Genomic DNA, 19,659 nt, shown 5'->3' with positions numbered 1-19,659 from the left:
GCCGATGAGTCGCCTCCATATCACTTGGCGCTGGCTGCTGACGCTGGTCGCCCTCGTTGCCATCATTGTCGCCGTTGTGTCGAGCGGGGTGCGACTTGCCGCTTGGCAGATCGACCGGCTAAGCCCTTGGCTGGTATCGACGCTTGAAGATCGGCTGGACGCGGTCGCTGAGCTCGGCCATGTTGCCCTCGGACTGGATCACGGCAATCCACGCCTGACGCTGGACGACTTCCGGCTCGATAGCCGCGAAGGCCAGCCGCTGTTCCAGCTCGACCATGCAGCGGGACGCCTCGAAACATTGGCAAGCTGGCGGCTCGGCACCCCCGTGATTCGTGGCGGCCAGGTCGATGGCATGACGCTGCACCTTTACCAGGCCGCCGATGGCCGTTGGGGCTGGCCGGACGGCGCGGGCAGTCGCTGGTTCGGAGGGCGTGATGACCCGAATTCGTCGCAATCCCCACTCGATGTCGATGCCTGGCTGCGAACGCTGATACGCCAGCAGGCGCAGCTCGAGGATGTCACGCTGGTACTGCATGGCCAGCAAGATCGAGCGCAGGTTTCCCTGTCGCAGCTGACGCTGGCCAGTCGAGGCGGCCAGGCCTCGATCCAGGCGACGTTGACCGCCGCGGACGCAAGCGCCGGGCAGCTACATTTGACGATCGAGAGCGGTAGCCACGATAACAATGCACCCGCCGAGGCCGGCAGTCGCGGGCGTCACCCCGACGCCCGTTTCGCTGGCGAATTCGATCTGACGGCGCTTTCGCCGGCTCTGGCAGCGTTGAGCTCGGGGTTGTCCAAGGCGTTGGGACAGGTCGATGGACAGGTCTCGTTGGCAGGTGAGTGGAACGATGGCGGGCTGAGCAACGGTCACCTGTCCGCGGACGTGCCGCACCTGCGGGTGATTGACAGTCGCAACGAGATCTCCGAAACGCTCGAGCAATTGGGCTTCGACGCGGGCGTGCAACGAGACGACGATGGCCAGTGGCAGGCTTGGCTGAACAAGCTGCGACTGTCTCATTCCGGGCTGGCGGTGATCGATTGGCCGCAACAGTTGCAGGCGCAATCGACCGATCAAGGCTGGTGGCTGCGCAGCGCGCCGTTCGATCTGGCTGGTGTGACCGATTACCTGCGTTACCTGCCACTACCGTTCGAACTTTCTCAGACCTTGATCCAACTCGACCCCCGAGGCCACGTGGCCGGGCTGGAGGTGGGGCAGGATCGAGGAGAGTGGTACGCGCAAAGCGCCCTGGAAGGGGCTTCTCTGACGGCCTGGAATGAAATTCCAGGCGGCGGCCCAGCCGACGCTTGGGTCGTCTATCAGGGGCACGGAGGAACGGTTTCGTTCGTGGGCGACGAGGGAGCCCGATTTTCGATCCCCTCCGTCTATGCTGAACCGCTGGCTCTTTCCCACGCCAGTGGTGAGATCGACTTCGAGCTGACCCAGAAGGGCGCGGTGATCAGCGGTAAGAACCTGAACGCGGGTTGGCGCGGTGCCAGCGCCGAAGGGCGATTCGGACTGACGCTCTACGATGCCCAGGACAAGCCCGGGACCTTCATGCTCGATCTCGATTTTGCCAATGCGGATGCGCGTAATTCCCGCGTGCTCTCCTGGCTGCCCACACGGGTGATCGACGATGAACAGCTGCGCGACTGGTTCAGCGGCGACATCGGCGGCATCGTCAAACAGGGCCGGCTGGGGCTGTCGGTCACGCTGAGTGATAAGGAGGCACCGGAAGGCGAGATGTTCGTCAATCCGGAGGATTACTTCACGCTGTCGCTGGATGTCGCTGATGGACGACTGCAGTACGATCCGGACTGGCCGGCGCTGGAGCGGGTCTACGGTCATCTGCAGATGAACAATATGAACCTGGATGCCGATATCGCTCATGCCACCAGCCATGGCCTGACGACGCGAAGCGCCACCGTCAAACTGGCCGACAAACAGCTGACGATCAACGGCGATGTCGATGGCAGCACCGCTGGCGTACTCGATTTTCTCGCTCATGCGCCGCTGGATTCGTTGAGCGATACGTTCGGTCTCTGGAAGAGCGAAGGCGAGGTCGGCGCCAAGCTTCATATCGCGATACCGATGGACGAGGGCAGCGATATCGAGACCGCCATGGAGGTCGATGTTCAGGGGCAGATCGATGCGCAATCGCTTACATTTCCCGAGCTCAAGCTGACCCTTGGCGGCGTCAACGGCGATTTGCGCTATCGACGCAAGAACGGCGAGGACTATGTCACGGGTGACCTGGGCGCACGTGTCTTCGAGGGGCCGGCGTCGGCACACTTCAATATCGGCGGCGATAAAGCCGCTGCCAGCGGTATCTCTTTCGAGGGCCGAGCCTTGGGGCGTGGGCTGCTCGACTGGGCTGGCGCGTCTCGCGTTGGCGGGCTGCTGAGTGGTTTCTTTCCCTATCAGGCGCGTCTGGCGTTTGACGCCGAAAATAATGCCAGCCTGACGCTACACAGCGATCTGCAAAGTCTGGGTATCGCGCTGCCGCCACCATTTGGAAAGACCCCCGATGACAAGGAGTCGCTGGCGATAGACGCCGACATCGCTGCCGGCACCGGCAAGGTCACCTTGGGCAGTTGGGGGCGTGCGCGTTGGCGCACGCTCGAAGACCAGGTTCAGGGGCAGGTCTGGCTGGAGGGGTGGCCGGGGGATCAGGCGGCTTGGCCCAGCGAATCCGGTTGGTACGTGCTGTGGCGCCCGAATCGAGTGGATACGCAGCGCTGGGTCCAGGCGCTGACCGAGCTCAAGGCCAGCGATGAGACCTCGTCGTCTCGAAGCGGTGTCGAAACCACGCTCGAGGACGAAGTCGGTGACCCAGACGCTCAGCCGGTAAAAGACGGCGGCGGGCTCAAACGGGTAGCGCTATCGACGCCCTGCATTCTGGTCGACGGACGCTGTCTGGGAGGGTTGCAGGCCGATGCCGCACCGCTCTCGAGCGGCTGGCGCCTCTCTCTCGATGGTGAAATCGCCGCCGGCGAGGCGAGCTGGCAGCCGCGCGCCGCTCAACCCATCGATGTCGACCTGCAGCGTCTCAATCTCGATGCGCTGACACCCAAGGAAAACGGCGGCGACGAGAGCCAGGCTGCGAATCTGATGGACGAAATCGAGATCGCGCCCCATCCGATCGCGATGCCCTCGGGACTCGCCGAAGTTCCGGCAGGGCACGTGCGTGTCGCCGAGTTCGAACGCCAGGGGCAGCGCTTCGGTCCGCTGGAAGCGACCTGGAAAGCCGACGATCGGCGTCTCAGCGTCGATCCGCTGACTCTGTCGTTGGGCGAATTGAATCTGGCGGGGTCGCTGGAGTGGGAAGCTGCCGGAGATGCGAGCCTGAGCCGGGTACGGCTGCATGCCAGCGGCGGTGACGTGGGCAGCGCGTTTCGCGTAATGGATCAACAGGTGCCGATCACCAGCGAAAACGCCAAGGCTGATCTGCAGCTATCCTGGCCGGGAGCACCATGGCAATTCGCGCTGCCACTATCGTCTGGGCGAGTTCAGGCGACGATGGAAAATGGTCGACTTCGACAGATCCACTCCTCCGGTGCCAAGCTGGTGGGACTCTTCAATCTGGATAATATTCTGCGTCGCCTGCAGCTGGATTTTTCCGACGTCACCAGCGGTGGTACGTCCTTCAATCGGCTCGACGGCAGCGCTACCCTGTACAACGGTCGACTTCAGACCGATGGCCCGATCGTGATCGACGGTACCGCGACGCGGTTTACGCTCGCCGGTAGCGTCGATCTCAATCGTCAGACAATGGATCAACGCCTCGGGATCACCGTCCCGGTGAGCCAGAATCTTCCGCTGGTGGCGGTCATGGTCGGCGCACCGCAGGTCGGTATCGGCCTGTTCGTATTCGATCAACTATTCGGGCGTTGGCTGGATAGTGCCACCCAGATCTACTACCGCATCGAGGGCCCCTGGTCATCGCCGAGCATCAACCTGGAAAGTGCCCAATGAAGTCATGAGTCAAAAATATGTGATTCTTTTCTGGGTGGCGCTTTACGACTAATGGACGGGTAGACAACTCTTCGGGGGCTTTTCTATCGAGAGCTTCGCTTTTGAGAGCCTTGTTTTTGAGTGATATCCATGGAAAAACGGCGAGTGACGTCCGTCATTCGATTTCATTTTTCCAACTGCCTAAACCGATGTCTGACCAGAGATGACAGGTTCGGACCCATGTCCTATGTTGGATTGTGAAAGAATGACTGTGAAAGCGAGAATTCTCAACACCGGATAAGGTGAGCGTGCCATGGCGAATACCCACAGTTTCACGATCGAAGATACCAAGATCGATGCCGAGAAGGTCGTTAGTCGTATTCAGGAAGAGTTAGGCGTTCATGCGCATATTGGCGGAATATCGTCATCGTCATCGTCATCGACAGCGGAATCGGGTAAGACTGAAGAGCATTCCACGATTCGTCTTCACTATATTCTGAAAGAAGAGGATGACGAGGTAGAAGCCGAAAGCAAAATCAAAGCCATCGTTGAGGATATGAAGGAATAGTATTTATCCGGTCATTTTTTGGTGAGTCATTCCGGTTCTATTTTTTGGCCCGCTCAATGGCGGGCTTTTTTGTGTCAGCATTTTTGAACCAGAGATTGTGTTCTGGCGAGGACAATGCCCAGGGCGTGGTGCCTCGATTCTCATCTCTCGATGGTCCCGTTCTGTCCGTACCCCTTGCGTTTGGGGTACGCTGGCACCATCTATCGTCAGTCTGGTGCGATGATGCCTCAGCAGCCCCGACTGGTGTTCGCCAAGGGCTGGATAGGCCGGTATCCGCACTAAAAAGCTAAGGAAATTAGAACGGTATGGATTCTATTGAAACGATGAGTGATGACACTCTCAAGCAGGCATCGGCGCTGCTGCTGGCCCCCGGGGGGCTCGACGTGGCATCGCTGGATGTCGGCCTGGGCCACGCCATGGGCGTTGGCATCGACTACGCCGATCTCTTTTTCCAGCGCACTTGGCACGAGATGTGGGTGCTGGAGGATGGCGAAGTCAAGGACGCCAGTTACAGCATCGATGGCGGAGTTGGCGTGCGCTCGCTCTCCGGCGAGAAGACCGGTTTCGCCTACTCCAGCCAGATCAGCCAGGATGCGTTGCTGGACACCGGGCGTACGGCTTCCGGCATCGCCCGAAGTGGTGACCGGCGTAAACCGTCGCCGATCCAGCTTGCGACGGCGACGTCTCGCTACCAAGGTATCGATCCGCTGAGCGGATTGAGTGCCGAAGACAAGATCGCCATGCTCAAGCAGGCGGATCGCGTGGCACGGGCTGCTGATCCCTCGGTGATCCAGGTCAGCGCCTCGTTGACCGGCGTGCACGAGGTGGTGCTGGTGTGTGCCAGCGACGGTACGCTCGCGGCGGATATTCGTCCGCTGGTACGCTTCAACGTCAACGTGATCGTGGCCAAAGAAGGGCGTCGTGAACGCGGCAGTGCCGGTGGCGGCGGTCGCTATGCGATGGAACGGCTACGCGACGAAAACGTCGCCGATACCTACGCCAGAGAAGCGGTGCGTCAGGCGTTGGTGAATCTGGACGCGGTCTCTGCCCCGGCAGGGCAGATGCCGGTGGTACTGGCCAACGGTTGGCCGGGCATTCTGCTGCACGAGGCCGTGGGCCACGGCCTCGAAGGAGATTTCAATCGCAAGGGCAGCTCTTCCTTTGCCGGTCGGATGGGTGAGCAGGTGGCCGCCAAGGGCGTCACGGTCGTCGACGACGCCACGCTCAGCGATTGTCGAGGGTCGCTCAGCATCGATGACGAGGGAACGCCGGGGCAATGCACGCCACTGATCGAGGACGGTATTCTCACCGGCTACATGCAGGACAAGCTCAATGCACGACTGATGGGCATGAAGCCCACCGGTAACGCGCGGCGTGAATCCTATGCCCACGTCACCATGCCACGCATGACCAATACTTTGATGCTGGCGGGCAAGGATGACCCGGAAGAGATCGTCAGGAGCGTCAAGAAAGGGATTTATGCGGTCAGCTTCGGCGGTGGCCAAGTGGACATCACCTCGGGCAAGTTCGTGTTCTCGGCATCCGAAGCGTATCTGATCGAGGATGGCAGGATCACGGCGCCGGTCAAGGGCGCCACGCTGATCGGCAACGGCCCCGAGGCGATGTCGCATATCTCGATGATCGGCAACGATATGGCGCTGGACAGCGGCATCGGCGTCTGCGGCAAGGAAGGTCAGGGCGTTCCGGTGGGCGTGGGCCAGCCGACGCTGAAGCTCGACGAGATTACTGTCGGCGGGACGGCGTCCTGATACCGACGGGCCCGCGCTTCGCCCACGCGTTGCTGACCACCGGTTCGCTTACGTGTTGCTCGGCCACGTCGGGTCTCGAGATTAAAGTCCGGCAGTGTCTCTGATCAACTGGAACAGCTTGCGCGAGCTGGCGGGCGGTTTGCCTCGCTCTTTTTCGCGACGGGCGTTGCGGATCAGCTGGCGCAGGGCCTGGCGATCGACCTGCGGATGCGCTTCGATGAACGGCTCTAGCGCTTCGTCGTCATCGATCAACCGATCGCGCTCGTGTTCGAGCCGATGGAAAGCGGCATTGCGCTGCACGTGTTCATTGTCGATCTCTTCGAAGGCGTCTCGGATCGCGTCCCGGTCCTCCTTGCGCATTACCTTACCCACATATTGCATGTGGCGGCGCCGGCCTTCGTGGGAGCGGACGCGTCCGGTTTCCTCGACGGCCTCGCGCATGTCATCGGAAAGGGGTAGCCGGGCGCGGACGGCGGGGTCCAGCGCAATGATGCGTTCGCCCAGTGCCTGCAGTTCCTGCATTTCGCGTTTGAGCTGGCTTCTGCTGGGTGTCGCTTCGTCCTCGAAGGTCGTGTCGTTATCCGATTTTTTACCCATGTTTTTGACCCAAGCGATAAATGAGGGCTGCAGTATATCAGCGTGATTCGACTCGCCCACGCCTGTTGCCCGTTTGGTGCGCGAATCAGTGCGTATGGCGTCGGTGACGAAGTCTCCTTGACCGAAGCCGGTGGAATGACTGCAGCTGTCTAATCCCGTTTTTTAGGTTTTTTACTGTCGTGTCTATGATCCGAGTTTACGAATCAGGAGTTTGAGATGAGCCAAGCCTTCAATGCCGAGTCGCAGCAGTCGCGTCTCGAGGAACGCGCCAGCATGGCGCTGGACCTCGCGAGACAGATGGGAGCGGATGCCTGTGAGGTCGGCGCCAGCGTCGATCAGGGACTGGGTGTGAGCGTACGTCTCGGCGAGACCGAAACCGTGGAGCTGTCTCGCGATCAGGGTATCGCGGTCACCGTTTACGTCGGCAATCGCAAGGGTAATGCGTCGTCGTCGGACGCCAGCGATGCGTCCCTTCGCGCGGTCGTCGAGAAGGCGATCTCGATTGCACGTTACACGGGGGAAGATCCGGCCTCAGGGCTTGCGGAGGCCGAGCTCATGGCAACCGACTTGCCGGATCTGGGGCTGCATCATCCCTGGGCGCTGAGCACCGACGAGGCGATCGAGCTGGCGCTGCGTTGCGAAAATGCCGGGCGCGAGCGGACCGGGATCACCAACTCCGAGGGGGCGAGTTTGTCCTCCTCCGAGGTCGTCACGGTGTATGCCAACAGCCATGGGTTCCTGGGTAGCAAGCGGGGTACACGACACTCACTCTCCTGCCTGTTGATCGGCGGCAGTGGCGATGGTATGCAGCGCGATCATGATTTCACCACCGCGCGCAAGGCCGGTGATCTGGCCAGCCCGGAATCAGTGGGCGTCAGCGCGGCCGAACGGACGTTGCGCCGATTGGGTGGTCAGCGGCCGAAGACCGGTCGGCTGCCGGTACTGCTGGCACCGGACATGGCGCGCAGTCTGGTCGGCAATCTGCTCAACAGCATCGCTGGTGGCGCCCTTTACAGGGAATCCTCGTTTCTCTGTGATCAACTGGGCGAGACGTTGTTCCCCGAATGGTTTTCGCTGAGCGAGCATCCGCGCGAGATCGGAGGCATGGCGAGCGCGGCGTTCGACGGCGATGGCGTAGCGACCCGCGACAACGTTTTCATTGATCGCGGCAAGCTGGCGAGCTACATGTTGTCGGCCTACAGTGCCCGCCGGCTGGGGTTGCAGACTACCGGCAACGCTGGTGGTGCGCGTAACGTGCGCATTCAGGCGCCGACGACGTCGCTGGAGAGCCTGATGCAGCAGATGGGTACGGGTATTCTGGTCACCGAGATGATGGGGCAGGGCCTTAATCCGGTGACCGGTGACTATTCGCGCGGGGCGGCGGGCTTCTGGATCGAGAACGGTCGGATTTCTCATCCGGTCGAGGAGTTCACGGTGGCGGGCAACCTGCGCGAGATGTTTGCCGGGCTGCAAGGCATCGGTGACGACATCGATCGAAGGGGCAGCATCCAGACCGGCAGCTGGCTGCTGGACTCGATGACCATCGCGGGGCAATAGGGTCACACGGCTAAGGCTGTGAACCACCTCAGCCGTCGAGTCGGTCCTTGATATAGGTGATCTCGGTGCGCCCATGGGCTGCCGGGGTCCCATCCTCGCCCAGATTGACGAAGACCATCTTGTCGATCGTCAGAATGCTCTTGCGCGTGATCTTGTTGCGAACGTGACACTCCAGCGTGATCGAACTGGTGCCGAAATGCGTGGCGGTGATGCCGAGCTCGATGATGTCGCCCTGGCGGGCGCTGGAGACAAAGTTGATCTCGGAGATGTACTTGGTCACCACCTGGGCGTTACCCAACTGGATGATGGCGTAGATCGCCGCTTCTTCGTCGATCCAGCGCAACAGACTGCCGCCGAACAGAGATCCGTTGGGGTTGAGATCCTCGGGCTTGATCCATTTGCGAGTATGAAAATTCATGTGCTGCTCCTGGCTGACATGCTCGTTGTTGCCACCGGCACTCCAAAAAATATCTTCTATCGTTACAGATAAAATACGGTTGCCAATCCCAGGAAGGCGACGAAGCCCACGACATCGGTGATGGTGGTCAGCAGGACGCCGCCGGAAAGCGCCGGGTCGATCTTCAGCTTCTTGAGCAGTACTGGAATCAATGTGCCCGCCAGAGTCGCGACGGTCAGGTTGATCACCATCGCCATGGCGATGATCTCGCCCAGTCGAATGTCGTCGAAGCGGAACACCGACATCGTTCCCACGACCACCGCCCAGATCAGACCATTGGTCATGCCCACGAGCAGCTCGCGCACCAGCAGCCAACGAACATTGGCCCCGGAAACGTGTCCCAGTGCAATACCCCGAATCAGTACGGTCAGCGTCTGAGAACCAGCAATGCCGCCCATGCTGGAGACGATCGGCATGAGGACCGCGAGGGCGGCAATCTGTTGGATGGTGTCTTCGAAGAAGCCGATGGCGATGGAGACGATGGTTGCCGCTATCAGGTTGATGCCTAGCCAGAACGCACGGCGGCGGCTCGTCTTGAGTGCGGGGGCGAAAGTATCCTCGTCTTCGTCGAGGCCGGCCATGCTCATGACCTGGTGTTCGGCGTCTTCGCGAATGACGTCGACGACGTCATCGATGGTGATACGGCCGAGCAGCTTGCCATCGATACCGACGACCGGTGCCGAAATCAGGTCGTGCTTCTGGAATAGGGTGGCGACGTCGGTGTCCGAAGCGATGGCCTGGATCGCATGGAAGTCGGTCTCCATGACCTCGCGCACCAGTACCGAAACATCCGATACCAGCAGGCGATTCAGCGACAGAATGCCGATCAGCTCGTCGCGACGCGTGACCACCAGCAAGGTGTCCGTGGCATCGGGCAGGCGCTCATGGCGGCGCAGATAGCGCAGCACCACGTCCAGCGTGATATCCGGTCGGATCGTGATCGCGTCCGGGTTCATCAAGCCGCCGGCGGTATCCTCGGGATAGGAGAGGACGGCCTCGACTCGCTGGCGCTCCTGCGCCTCCATCGACTGAAGGACTTCCTGGATGACGGTATTGGGGAGCTGTTGAAGCAGGTCGGCGAGATCGTCGACGTCGAGACCTTCAGTAGCCGTCAGCAGCTGCTCCGCATCCATGCGGTTGAGGAACTCGATCTGGACGTCGTCGCCCAGATACTGCAGTACATCGCCGTGAAGATCAGGGTCCAGCAAGCCCCACAGGATCTCGCGTTCCTTGGGCGGCGTCGATTCGAGCAGGTGGGCAACGTCTACCGGCGCCAGACCGCGATTGAGCATGCGCCGCGCTTGATCCAGCGCACCGCTTTCGAGGGCCTCGTTAAGCTTTGCCAGCCGGGGCTGCAGTTTTTCGGGATTATTGCTCATCCTGAACGATCATCCTTGAGCGACTGGCGATGGGATGGGCATTCTACCATCGTCGAGAAAAATGACGAGGATGAAAAACAGTGTTCGCGAACGAGGCGGGCCTAGGGAGGGCGGCGCTATTCGTCCTCGTGAAAGCGCGCCTCGAATAACGCGGTAATCGCATCCATGGCGGCGTCTTCCTCGTCGCCATCGGTTATCACGGTCAATGCGGTACCGCAGGGGGCGGCGAGCATCAGCAAGGACATGATATTGGCGGCATCCGCCCGGCGCTCCCCGTGATGAATGGCAACGCGAACATCGAAGGGCTGGCAGCACTGCACCAGTTTGGTGGCGGCCCGGGCGTGCAGCCCGCGACGGTTGGTCAGACGAAGTTCACGTGTCGGCATCGTGCTTGGGTGATCCTGGCTCTTTTGACGGTGCATCCAGCGATGCTGATGCCGTCGAAAGCTCGGTATGAATACCGAGCTCGCGATGGCGAAGCCGAGTATCGACGGCTTCGTGATGAAAGTGGTGGGCCAGTCGTTCGATCAGGTAGACCGAACGGTGCTGACCCCCGGTACAGCCGATAGCCAGGGTCAGATAGCTGCGGTGACTGGCCAGATAGGCCGGCAGCCAGCGATCGAGCCAGGCATGGATGTCACTGGCCATGGCATGGACATCGGCGTAGGACTCCAGAAATTCGACAACCGGTTTATCGCGGCCGTCAAAAGTGCGCAAACCGGGATCCCAGAATGGATTGGGCAGGCAGCGCGCATCGAACACCATGTCGGCATCCAGCGGCACGCCGCGTTTGAACCCGAAAGACTCGAAGGTCAATGTCAGGCGCCCACCCCGGTGCTTGGCGACCTGCTCGCCGATACGTGCCCGCAGATCGTGTACCGACAGCCCTCTGGTGTCGATCACCAGGTCGGCCATGCGACGGATCGGCGCGAGGTATTCCTCCTCGTGATCGATCGCCTCGGCCAGCGTCATGTCGTTACCGCGAGTCAGCGGGTGGCGGCGACGGGTGGCTGAGTAGCGCTCGAGCAGAATCTTGGCATCGGCGGTCAGATAGACGACCTGGGTATCGATACCGCGCTCGCGTACCGCCTTCAGAAGTGCGGGAAAGCGTTCGAGCGATTCCGGGAGATTGCGGGCATCGATACTGACAGCGACGTTGGGTCTAGAGGGTGGAGCGCCACGCAGCTCGTCGATCAGCGGCGCCAACAGATTTGCAGGAAGATTGTCGATGGCGTAATAGCCAAGATCCTCCAGCGCCTGCAAGGCAATCGACTTTCCCGATCCCGAGCGGCCAGTGATGATGACGAGCTGCATGGTTTTATTCGTCCCGGTTTAGCCGTCGGTACTGTTGTGATGGCGGATGGCATCGATCAACGCTTCGTGCAGCGCTGCCTGTGTCTCGACTTGGCGCAGCTGCTGGCGGATGCTGCTCTGGTTCATGATGCCGGCCACTTCGGCCAGCAACGAAAGATGCGCATCGTCGGCCTCTTCCGGGACCAGCAGCACGAACACGAGATCCACCGGATCGCCATCGATTGCATCGAAGTCGATCGCGTCTTCGAGACGCATGAAGCCTGCCACTGGCACCTTGCAGTGAGGGCTACGGGCATGAGGAATGGCGACACCGTTGCCGATTCCCGTACTGCCCAGCCGCTCGCGACCAATCAGGCGGCTGAAAACTTCCTGGCTATCCAGGCTGGGTGTGTTTTGGGCGATGAAGGTGCTGAAGAATTCCAGCAGACGTTTTTTGCTGCCCCCCGTGACCCCGTAAAGGGTACGCTCGGGGGGCAGAATGCTTTCCAGTGTCATCATCAGGCGTTAACGGGCGCCAGCGCCTTGGGCGCGGGCTTGTGCCTTCTCTTTGTGTTTGACCAGTTGGCGGTCGAGTTTGTCGGCCAGCGAGTCGATGGCTGCATACATATCGGTTTCGCTAGCCTCGGCGTGTAGATCGGCGCCTGCAGCATGCAGGGTACAGGCAGCCTGTTGGCGCTCCTTCTCGACACTCAGGGTGACCTGAACATTGGTGATGTTGTCGTAGTGACGCTCCAAACGAACGAGCTTTTCTCCGACATAGTCCCGTAGGGCGTCGGTCAGCTCGACGTGGTGGCCGGTAACGTTCACTTGCATGGCACACTCCTGTTGCGGCAGATGGCACTTCTGATTGTAACCCTTTTCAGGGCACTGCAAAGTCATCGTGATCGATCTGGGGCAGATTGGCGAGCACTGGTTGATCTTCTGCTCAGACTCAAGCCAGGCGTTTGCGTTCGCTGGAGGAGGGGATGCCCATGGCTTCGCGGTATTTGGCCACGGTACGTCTGGCAACGGAGATTTCGGACTGCGCCAGCAATTCGACCAATTTGCTGTCCGAGAGAGGCTTTTTCGGCGACTCTTCGCCGATCAGCTTCTTGAGCCGGGCGCGGATCGCGGTACTCGAATAGCTGTCGCTGTCACCTCGCTGACCACCGACCTGACTCGAGAAGAAGTATTTCAGTTCGAAGGCGCCGCGAGGCGTGTGAATGTATTTCTGAGTGGTGACGCGAGAGATCGTCGATTCGTGCAGCTCGACGCTACCGGCGATATCGGCCAGGATCAGCGGCTTCATGGCCTCCTCGCCGTGGTCGAGGAAATCGACCTGACGCGACATGATCTCGCGGCCGACGCGTAACAGCGTGTCGTTGCGACTTGAGAGGCTCTTGAGCAGCCAGCGGGCCTCTTGTAGATGCTGGCGCAGAAAGGTGTTGTCATCGCTTTTGTCGGCGCGTTTGATCAGTGCCGCATAGTCCGGCTGGATGCGCAGACGCGGCAGCGCTTCGGCATTGAGTTCGATGCGCCACCCCTCGGGGGAGGGGGCGGCGACGAGATCGGGGATGACGTAATTATCGCGGCTGGTATCGAAGCGCTGTCCCGGACGCGGTTCTAGCGTGCGGATCAGTGCGATGACTTGGTCGAGTTCGTCTTCTTCCAGACGCAGGCGCCGCTTTAGGAGGCGTCGATCGTTGCCGGCCAATGCCTCCAGAAACTGGCGTACCAGTCGTTTGGCCTGCGCCAGTAGTGGCGTGTCGTTTGGCAGTGTGCCGAGCTGAAGCAGTAAACACTCACGCAGATCGCGAGCACCGACCCCGGTGGGATCGAACTGCTGCACGCGCATCAACAGATGTTCGAGGTCGGCCGTACTGACGGTTTCGCCGCGATGGACTCTGAGCCCGGCGGCGAGTTCGTCGAGTGAGCCGGTGAGATAGCCGCCATCACCGATGGCGTCGATCAGGCATTCACCCAGATCGCGCTCGCGATCGTCGAAATCCCCCATCGCCAGCTGCCATAACAGATGGTCGTGCAGGCTGGTGGCGGCAGCGTTGCGATCGAAATCGGGTGCGTCTGCGCTATTACCGCTGCCGCTGAGCGAACCCGCGTTGGCATCCTGGTAAGTATCGCTCCAGTCGCTGTCTAGCGGCAGCTCATCGGGGATGTCGCTTGCCCAGTCTTCTTCGGATGCTTCCTGAGCGTCCTCTTCGGAATAGGGCTCTTCCAGCTCCAGCATCGGGTTGGACTCGAGGGCTTGCTGGATTTCCTGGCACAGGTCGAGCGTCGATAGCTGCAGTAGTTGAATCGCCTGCTGGAGTTGAGGCGTCATGGTCAGCTGAGTGCCGACTCTGAGTTGCAGCGTGGGCTTCATGGACATGGAGAGACGATCGTCACAATCAACGAGAAGGGAACCACGTTACTGGCTGATCTGGTGGCATGCAACGACTTATGCAAAAATCGAATGCAAGAAGCATGCCACTCAGGAAGGCTTGGGAGCGTAGACTGAAGGTCGCCACTGTCACGTAAGCGATTTCGGCAGGGAGGCGGTCACAACCGGAATTCGTGGCCAAGATAGACGTCACGGACGCGCTGGTTGTCGAGAATGGCGTCCGGACGACCCTCGGCGATGATCTGGCCATCGCCGACAATATACGCGTTGTCACAAATATCGAGCGTTTCGCGCACGTTGTGGTCGGTGATCAGTACGCCGATCTCGCGGTCGCGAAGCTGTCGAATGATGCGCTTGATATCGCCGACCGAAATCGGATCGACACCGGCAAACGGTTCATCGAGCAGCACGAAGGCGGGCTCGGTGGCCAGTGCCCGGGCGATCTCGACGCGACGGCGCTCGCCACCGGACAGGCTCATGCCGAGGTTGTCACGAATGTGGTCGACATGAAAGTCATGAAGCAGCTGCTCGAGATGGTGGCGGCGTCCAGCGCGGTCGAGATCCTTGCGTGTCTCGAGAATGGCCATGATGTTATCGGCCACGCTCAGTTTGCGAAAGATCGAGGCCTCCTGCGGCAGGTAACCGATCCCGGCGCGTGCGCGGTCGTGCATCGGAGCGCGACTGAGGTCATGATCATCGATGTGGACGCTTCCTGCATCTGACTTGACCAGACCGACGATCATGTAGAAAGACGTGGTCTTGCCGGCCCCGTTGGGCCCCAGCAGTCCAACGATGCTGCCTTGGCGCAGCGTCAGGCTAAAGTCATGGACGACGCGGCGCCCCTTGTAGCTTTTGGCCAGATTGGCGGCCGTTAGCGTTTTCATGCAGTCGTTCCTTGTCACGGCGCGAAGCGGGGCAGGCCAGACCGTCGCGATCACGGCGAGAATCTGGCCTGGTTGCTTCTAGAGTCGGGGCTCGTGCTATCTGGATCTGGGTGCTATTCCGGCGCTACTGCGAGGGCTCTCGCGGGGTCAGCGTCATCCGGACGCGGCCGTCGCTGTTCCCTTCGCTGTCCTGGCCGGCACGGGCCTGAACGCGGCGCGAGTCGAGGTAGTACTCGACATAGGCGCCGTCGAAAGTATCGCCGCTCTGATGCAGCTCGGCATGGCCGATCAGCTCCACACGCCTTTCGGCAGCATGATAGACGACGGTATCGCCCCACCCCTTGACGAGGTCTTCGTCCGGCCCTGGTTTTTGCTCGAGGTAGGCGCGCTCACCGCCACCGCCTTTAGCGGTAACCTGGCCGACCTGGCCGTTGTCGGCGCGCTGGATGTCGACCCGCGCGGCCTTGAGATGCATGCTGCCCTGCTGCATGTCGACACCGCCGGTATAGACGGCAGTACCTTGACGGTCATCGATCTCGAGCTGGTCCGCAGCGATCTCGATCGGCGCGCTGGCGTCGCTTTCCAGCGCGTTCGCGGAGAAGCTAGCGATGCCCAGGGTCGTCAGCACCAGAAGTTGGCCGAGTTCTCGCCTCATGATCCTTGATCCTTGGGTTGCTGTGACTGGGGTTGCTGTGGCAGGCGTCCCTGCACGTTGTCGGTCAGGCGCATGCGATCTTCGTCGATCCAGGCGTCGAAGCGGTCGCCACGCATGCTCTGGTCATGCTGACGCAACACGGCGGAGGTGTCACTCCAAGCGTGAGCTTTACGGCTATCATAGTGCAGCGTCTGTGTTTCCAGGCTCCAGGCCTGTTCCGGTTGAACCAGATGCGCATTGCCCTCCAGCGTCAGCTGTTCGCCGCTACGACTCATGATTCCCGTATCGCTGGTCACCTGCCATTGGCGCTGCTGGTCATCTGTCAGGTAGCCGTGGGGTGTCTGGGTGCGAATAATGTCGTCGGACGGTGTATGCACCAGGCGCGGCGTTTCCAGACGCTGGTATGCACGACCCTGCTCATCGTAGCGAGTCATGCTGGCGTCCTCGAGGTAGTAGTCGGGCTCGCCCGCGGTATCGCCGAGGGTCTCTCCGCTATCATTTTCTCTACGCTGATCCAGATAGGTCAGGCCACCCCCCAGCGCCAATAACAGCACCAGTAAGCCGAGGCGTCGCCACCAGGAAGACTGAAATCTAGCTGTCTTGGCCACGGGGCCTCCTCGTATGGGTTGGTTTCGTCTTGATCGACGGCGCGTTTCGTCGGCTTTTTTTCATCTGTCTAGCGGTCATCGACTGGTTCTGATCGTCGCCTGATCGGTGTTCTGGTTTAGCTCTGGTCCCACTTCCGATCTGCGTTCTGGTCGATCGTTCGATGAAAGAATGATCTTGAACAGTCAGTGCGAACCCCTGGCGCCACCCTGTTCAGATGACCCCGCTTCTCAGCAGGTCATGCATGTGCAGGGCGCCAACCGGAATGCCGTTCTCGACCACGGCCAGCGCGGTGATGCGATTGTCTTCCATGATCCGGACAGCTTCGGCGGCCAGCATCTCGGGCGTCGCCGTCTTGCCACCGCGGGTCATGACGTCGTCGACCCGGAGCAGTGTGAAATCGCCGCGTTGGTCTAGTGTTCGGCGCAGGTCACCGTCGGTATAGACACCGGCCAGCACGCCACGTTCATCGACGACGCAGGTGAACCCCATGCCCTTGAGCGTCATTTCGAGCAGCGCTTCTCGCAGCGGGCTGCCAGTGGCAACGCTGGGAAGGCGGCTGCCGTCATGCATGAGGTCGGCAACCCGCAGCAGCAAGCGTTTTCCCAGCGTGCCACCGGGGTGGGAAAGGGCAAAGTCCTCGGCGCTGAAGCCACGCGCCTCGAGCAGCGCCAGTGCCAGGGCATCGCCCATTGCCAGGGCGGCAGTGGTGGAAGAGGTTGGCGCGAGGTCGTGAGGACAGGCTTCGCGAGAGACGCCGACGTCGATATGAACGTCGCTATAGCGGGCCAGTGTGGAGGCTGGTCGGCCGGTCAGACTGACCAGCGGTGCGCCGAGCCGCTTGAACAGCGGAAGCAGGCCGGTGATCTCCTGGGTTTCGCCTGAATTGGACAGAGCGATCACCACGTCGTCGCTGGTGATCATGCCAAGATCGCCATGACTGGCTTCACCGGGATGAACGTAGAAAGCGGGAGATCCGGTGCTGGCCAAAGTTGCCGCCATCTTGCGGGCAATGTGACCTGACTTGCCCATGCCCGTCACGATCAGGCGCCCTCGGCAGTCGAGCAGCAGCCTGCAGGCTGCATCGAAACAGCCGTCGAGCTTCTCCACCAGTTCGCCGATGGCCTGTTGTTCCAGCGTCAGCGTGCGTCTGGCGCTGGCGCGGAAGTCCAATGCAGCGGGTTCGCTCGGAGTCTCGGCGTAAGCGGTTCGGGGATCGGTCATGGCATGGTTATCGGTCGTGGAATGGGATGTGTCGCACTATCGGGCCGACTCAATGGCCAAGAGTATACCTTCGATTGATCGGGGATTCGTCCCTTGAACGGTCGCGAGCACAGTCGTTCAGTGACGGCTGGTCGCTACCGCCAAGGTTAGGATACAATGTTCGATAATCAATCTCATTGAATTGGTGGATGCTGCATGGATGACCCGATTATGGTCGAGGTCAAGAATCTGCACTTTTCCCGCGGCAACACCGACATTTTCCGCGGTGTCGATCTGCAGATTCCGCTCGGCAAGATAACCGCTATCATGGGGCCCAGCGGAACCGGCAAGACGACGCTGCTGAAGTTGATCGGTGGCCAGTTGGTTCCGGATCGAGGGCAGGTTCTCATCGACGGACAGGACGTACACCAGCTTTCCAGACGTTCGCTGTTCACGCTGCGGCGCCGGATGGGCATGCTATTTCAGAGTGGCGCCCTGTTCTCTGATCTCGACGTGTTCGAGAACGTTGCCTTTCCGCTTCGCGTTCACACTGAACTGCCGAATGCCATGATCCGCGACATCGTGCTGATGAAGCTTCAGGCGGTAGGGTTGCGCGGCGCGCGGCATCTGATGCCGTCCGAGCTTTCCGGTGGTATGGCCCGTCGTGTGGCGCTGGCGCGAGCGGTGGCTCTGGATCCCGATCTGGTGCTGTACGACGAGCCATTCGTGGGTCAGGATCCGATCTCGATGGGCGTGCTGGTGCAGCTGGTCAAGAAGGTCAACCAGGCGCTCGGGCTGACTGCCGTGATGGTTTCTCACGATATCAAGGAGACGCTGTCGATCGCGGATTACGTTTACATCATCGCCGACGGCCAGGTCATGGCGCACGGTACGCCGCAGACACTGAACGTGAATGATGACGCCCATGTGAAACAGTTTGTGCACGGCGAGCCCGATGGACCGGTGCCGTTCCACTATCCGGCGCCGGATTTCTTCGACGATATTCTGGCGCCGGCGGGGCAGTTTTCATGACGGGATATATCTCCGCCCTGGGTCGGGCCACCCTGGACACGCTGAGTTCGATCGGTCGGGCCGGTCTGTTTCTGATTCAATCGATCTTTTGCCTGCCGTCCCGCGAGGGCTTTCATCTCTGGCTTCGTCAGATGCATTTCGTTGGCGTGATGTCGGTGGCGATCGTGCTGGTGTCGGGGCTGTTCATCGGGATGGTATTGGCACTGCAGGGCTTTACCATTCTGGTTGGCTTTGGTGCGGACGAGGCGCTGGGCCAGATGGTCGCGTTGTCGCTGGTCCGGGAGCTGGCGCCGGTGGTGGCCGCGCTCCTCTTCGCCGGCCGCGCGGGTTCCGCGTTGACGGCCGAGATCGGCTTGATGAAAGCCACCGAACAGCTCACCAGCATGGAGATGATCGGCGTCGATCCGCTAAGGCGCATCGTTGCCCCGCGACTCTGGGCGGGGTTCGTCTCGCTACCGATCCTGACCGTGCTCTTCGGCGTGGTCGGCATCTGGGGTGGTTACCTGGTCGGCGTCGATTGGCTGGGCGTCTACAAGGGGTCCTACTGGAGCAACATGCAGGATAGTGTCGACTTCGTCGACGATGTGCTCAATGGTGTGATCAAGAGCCTAGTGTTCGGTCTGGTGGTGACATGGATCGCGGTGTTTCAGGGTTACGACCTGGTTCCCACCTCGGAAGGTATTTCGCGCGCGACCACCCGGACGGTGGTATACGCCTCGTTGGCGGTATTGGGCCTCGACTTCGTGCTCACCGCGTTGATGTTTGGAGATCTTGGATGAAGCGCAACAATTTACTGGAACTGGGCGTCGGCATTTTCATGCTGGCAGGCATTCTGGGGCTGGTGTTCCTAGGCCTCAGGGTCAGCGGTCTGGGTGTTGGGGTGCCCAACGACACCTTCACGCTGAGCGCGAACTTCGCCAACATCGGCGGGTTACGGCCTCAGGCCAAGGTTACCATGTCCGGCGTGCGCATCGGCGAGGTGACCAATATCCAGCTCGATCCCAAGTGGTTCGATGCCAAGGTCACCCTGAAGCTGGACTCGAAGTACGACGGTAAGCTTTCCAACGACACCACGGCGGCGATCCTGACGTCAGGATTGCTGGGCGAGCAATACATCGGCCTGACCGTGGGCGGGGCACCCGACATGCTGCATGACGGTGACGTCATCCATGACACCCAGCAGGCACTGGTGCTCGAGGAGCTCATCCAGCAGTTCGTGTCGAATATGTCCAAGTGAGTCAATCGCAGGTGTTAGCAGACAAGGAGTCGATGATGAAAATGATTTCCGCACGATACCCTTCGGAAGTTG

Annotated in this window: 19 protein-coding genes; 7 read left to right on the top strand and 12 right to left on the bottom strand. The window is 60.7% G+C overall.

The window, feature by feature from the left end:
* Nucleotides 1–4 precede the first annotated feature (4 nt).
* The 3 genes from DOM27_RS05920 (at nucleotide 5) to tldD (ending at nucleotide 6,289) form a co-directional block, all read left to right on the top strand.
* Complete coding sequence (locus DOM27_RS05920) at nucleotides 5–3,973, top strand: YhdP family phospholipid transporter (protein WP_110655137.1); 3,969 nt, start codon at nucleotides 5–7, stop codon at nucleotides 3,971–3,973.
* A 292-nt stretch (nucleotides 3,974–4,265) separates the two neighbouring features.
* On the top strand, nucleotides 4,266–4,520 hold the full coding sequence (locus DOM27_RS05915) for a hypothetical protein (protein WP_110655136.1): 255 nt from the start codon (nucleotides 4,266–4,268) through the stop codon (nucleotides 4,518–4,520).
* Between the two features lie 305 nt (nucleotides 4,521–4,825).
* Nucleotides 4,826–6,289: a metalloprotease TldD gene (gene tldD, locus DOM27_RS05910; protein ID WP_245392607.1), complete on the top strand. Its 1,464-nt coding sequence runs from the start codon at nucleotides 4,826–4,828 to the stop codon at nucleotides 6,287–6,289.
* Between the two features lie 81 nt (nucleotides 6,290–6,370).
* Here the strand turns inward: tldD and yjgA are convergent, their stop codons facing one another.
* The gene (gene yjgA, locus DOM27_RS05905) at nucleotides 6,371–6,886 is read right to left on the bottom strand and encodes a ribosome biogenesis factor YjgA (protein ID WP_110655170.1); all 516 of its coding nucleotides are present in this window, start codon (nucleotides 6,884–6,886) and stop codon (nucleotides 6,371–6,373) included.
* A gap of 216 nt (nucleotides 6,887–7,102) precedes the next feature.
* Between yjgA and pmbA the strand changes: the two genes are divergently transcribed.
* The gene (gene pmbA / locus DOM27_RS05900) at nucleotides 7,103–8,443 is read left to right on the top strand and encodes a metalloprotease PmbA (protein ID WP_110655135.1); all 1,341 of its coding nucleotides are present in this window, start codon (nucleotides 7,103–7,105) and stop codon (nucleotides 8,441–8,443) included.
* A 28-nt stretch (nucleotides 8,444–8,471) separates the two neighbouring features.
* Here pmbA and DOM27_RS05895 read toward each other — a convergent pair whose 3' ends face one another.
* The 11 genes from DOM27_RS05895 to DOM27_RS05845 form a co-directional block, all read right to left on the bottom strand.
* Nucleotides 8,472–8,861 (bottom strand): acyl-CoA thioesterase, encoded by a 390-nt coding sequence (locus DOM27_RS05895; RefSeq protein WP_110655134.1) that lies wholly within the window; start codon nucleotides 8,859–8,861, stop codon nucleotides 8,472–8,474.
* Nucleotides 8,862–8,923: 62 nt separating this feature from the next.
* Nucleotides 8,924–10,279, bottom strand: coding sequence for a magnesium transporter (mgtE, locus tag DOM27_RS05890; RefSeq protein WP_110655133.1), 1,356 nt, complete (start codon nucleotides 10,277–10,279; stop codon nucleotides 8,924–8,926).
* A gap of 116 nt (nucleotides 10,280–10,395) precedes the next feature.
* The gene (locus DOM27_RS05885; protein ID WP_110655132.1) at nucleotides 10,396–10,665 is read right to left on the bottom strand and encodes an HPr family phosphocarrier protein; all 270 of its coding nucleotides are present in this window, start codon (nucleotides 10,663–10,665) and stop codon (nucleotides 10,396–10,398) included.
* Nucleotides 10,652–11,593, bottom strand: a complete 942-nt coding sequence (rapZ, locus tag DOM27_RS05880) for an RNase adapter RapZ (protein ID WP_110655131.1) — start codon at nucleotides 11,591–11,593, stop codon at nucleotides 10,652–10,654. The genes DOM27_RS05885 and rapZ overlap by 14 nt, the downstream gene beginning before the upstream one ends.
* Nucleotides 11,594–11,611: 18 nt before the next feature.
* Nucleotides 11,612–12,088 carry a PTS sugar transporter subunit IIA gene (locus DOM27_RS05875; protein WP_110655169.1) on the bottom strand — a complete coding sequence of 159 codons (477 nt, stop codon included), beginning with the start codon at nucleotides 12,086–12,088 and terminating at the stop codon, nucleotides 11,612–11,614.
* A 9-nt stretch (nucleotides 12,089–12,097) separates the two neighbouring features.
* Complete coding sequence (gene hpf / locus DOM27_RS05870; protein ID WP_075563104.1) at nucleotides 12,098–12,406, bottom strand: ribosome hibernation-promoting factor, HPF/YfiA family; 309 nt, start codon at nucleotides 12,404–12,406, stop codon at nucleotides 12,098–12,100.
* A gap of 118 nt (nucleotides 12,407–12,524) precedes the next feature.
* On the bottom strand, nucleotides 12,525–13,958 hold the full coding sequence (locus DOM27_RS05865; RefSeq protein WP_110655130.1) for an RNA polymerase factor sigma-54: 1,434 nt from the start codon (nucleotides 13,956–13,958) through the stop codon (nucleotides 12,525–12,527).
* A gap of 170 nt (nucleotides 13,959–14,128) precedes the next feature.
* Complete coding sequence (lptB, locus tag DOM27_RS05860) at nucleotides 14,129–14,854, bottom strand: LPS export ABC transporter ATP-binding protein (RefSeq protein WP_110655129.1); 726 nt, start codon at nucleotides 14,852–14,854, stop codon at nucleotides 14,129–14,131.
* A 124-nt stretch (nucleotides 14,855–14,978) separates the two neighbouring features.
* The gene (gene lptA / locus DOM27_RS05855; protein WP_110655128.1) at nucleotides 14,979–15,509 is read right to left on the bottom strand and encodes a lipopolysaccharide transport periplasmic protein LptA; all 531 of its coding nucleotides are present in this window, start codon (nucleotides 15,507–15,509) and stop codon (nucleotides 14,979–14,981) included.
* Nucleotides 15,506–16,117 (bottom strand): LPS export ABC transporter periplasmic protein LptC, encoded by a 612-nt coding sequence (gene lptC, locus DOM27_RS05850; RefSeq protein ID WP_110655127.1) that lies wholly within the window; start codon nucleotides 16,115–16,117, stop codon nucleotides 15,506–15,508. Before lptC ends, lptA begins: the two co-directional genes overlap by 4 nt.
* Nucleotides 16,118–16,328: 211 nt before the next feature.
* Nucleotides 16,329–17,339 carry a KpsF/GutQ family sugar-phosphate isomerase gene (locus tag DOM27_RS05845; protein WP_110655126.1) on the bottom strand — a complete coding sequence of 337 codons (1,011 nt, stop codon included), beginning with the start codon at nucleotides 17,337–17,339 and terminating at the stop codon, nucleotides 16,329–16,331.
* 195 nt (nucleotides 17,340–17,534) lie between these two features.
* Between DOM27_RS05845 and DOM27_RS05840 the strand changes: the two genes are divergently transcribed.
* From DOM27_RS05840 to mlaD, 3 genes are read left to right on the top strand one after another with little or no spacing between them, the layout of a single operon-like run.
* Nucleotides 17,535–18,350 carry an ATP-binding cassette domain-containing protein gene (locus tag DOM27_RS05840; RefSeq protein WP_110655125.1) on the top strand — a complete coding sequence of 272 codons (816 nt, stop codon included), beginning with the start codon at nucleotides 17,535–17,537 and terminating at the stop codon, nucleotides 18,348–18,350.
* Nucleotides 18,347–19,129, top strand: a complete 783-nt coding sequence (mlaE, locus tag DOM27_RS05835; RefSeq protein ID WP_110655124.1) for a lipid asymmetry maintenance ABC transporter permease subunit MlaE — start codon at nucleotides 18,347–18,349, stop codon at nucleotides 19,127–19,129. Before DOM27_RS05840 ends, mlaE begins: the two co-directional genes overlap by 4 nt.
* Nucleotides 19,126–19,587 (top strand): outer membrane lipid asymmetry maintenance protein MlaD, encoded by a 462-nt coding sequence (gene mlaD, locus DOM27_RS05830; RefSeq protein WP_110655123.1) that lies wholly within the window; start codon nucleotides 19,126–19,128, stop codon nucleotides 19,585–19,587. Before mlaE ends, mlaD begins: the two co-directional genes overlap by 4 nt.
* Nucleotides 19,588–19,659: the final 72 nt, after the last annotated feature.

Origin of the sequence: Salinicola halimionae (assembly GCF_003206065.1) — a bacterium.
Classification (GTDB): Bacteria; Pseudomonadota; Gammaproteobacteria; order Pseudomonadales; family Halomonadaceae; genus Salinicola; species Salinicola halimionae.
Note: the sequence above shows the minus strand (reverse complement) of the source record. Positions and strands in the feature narration are given on the sequence as shown.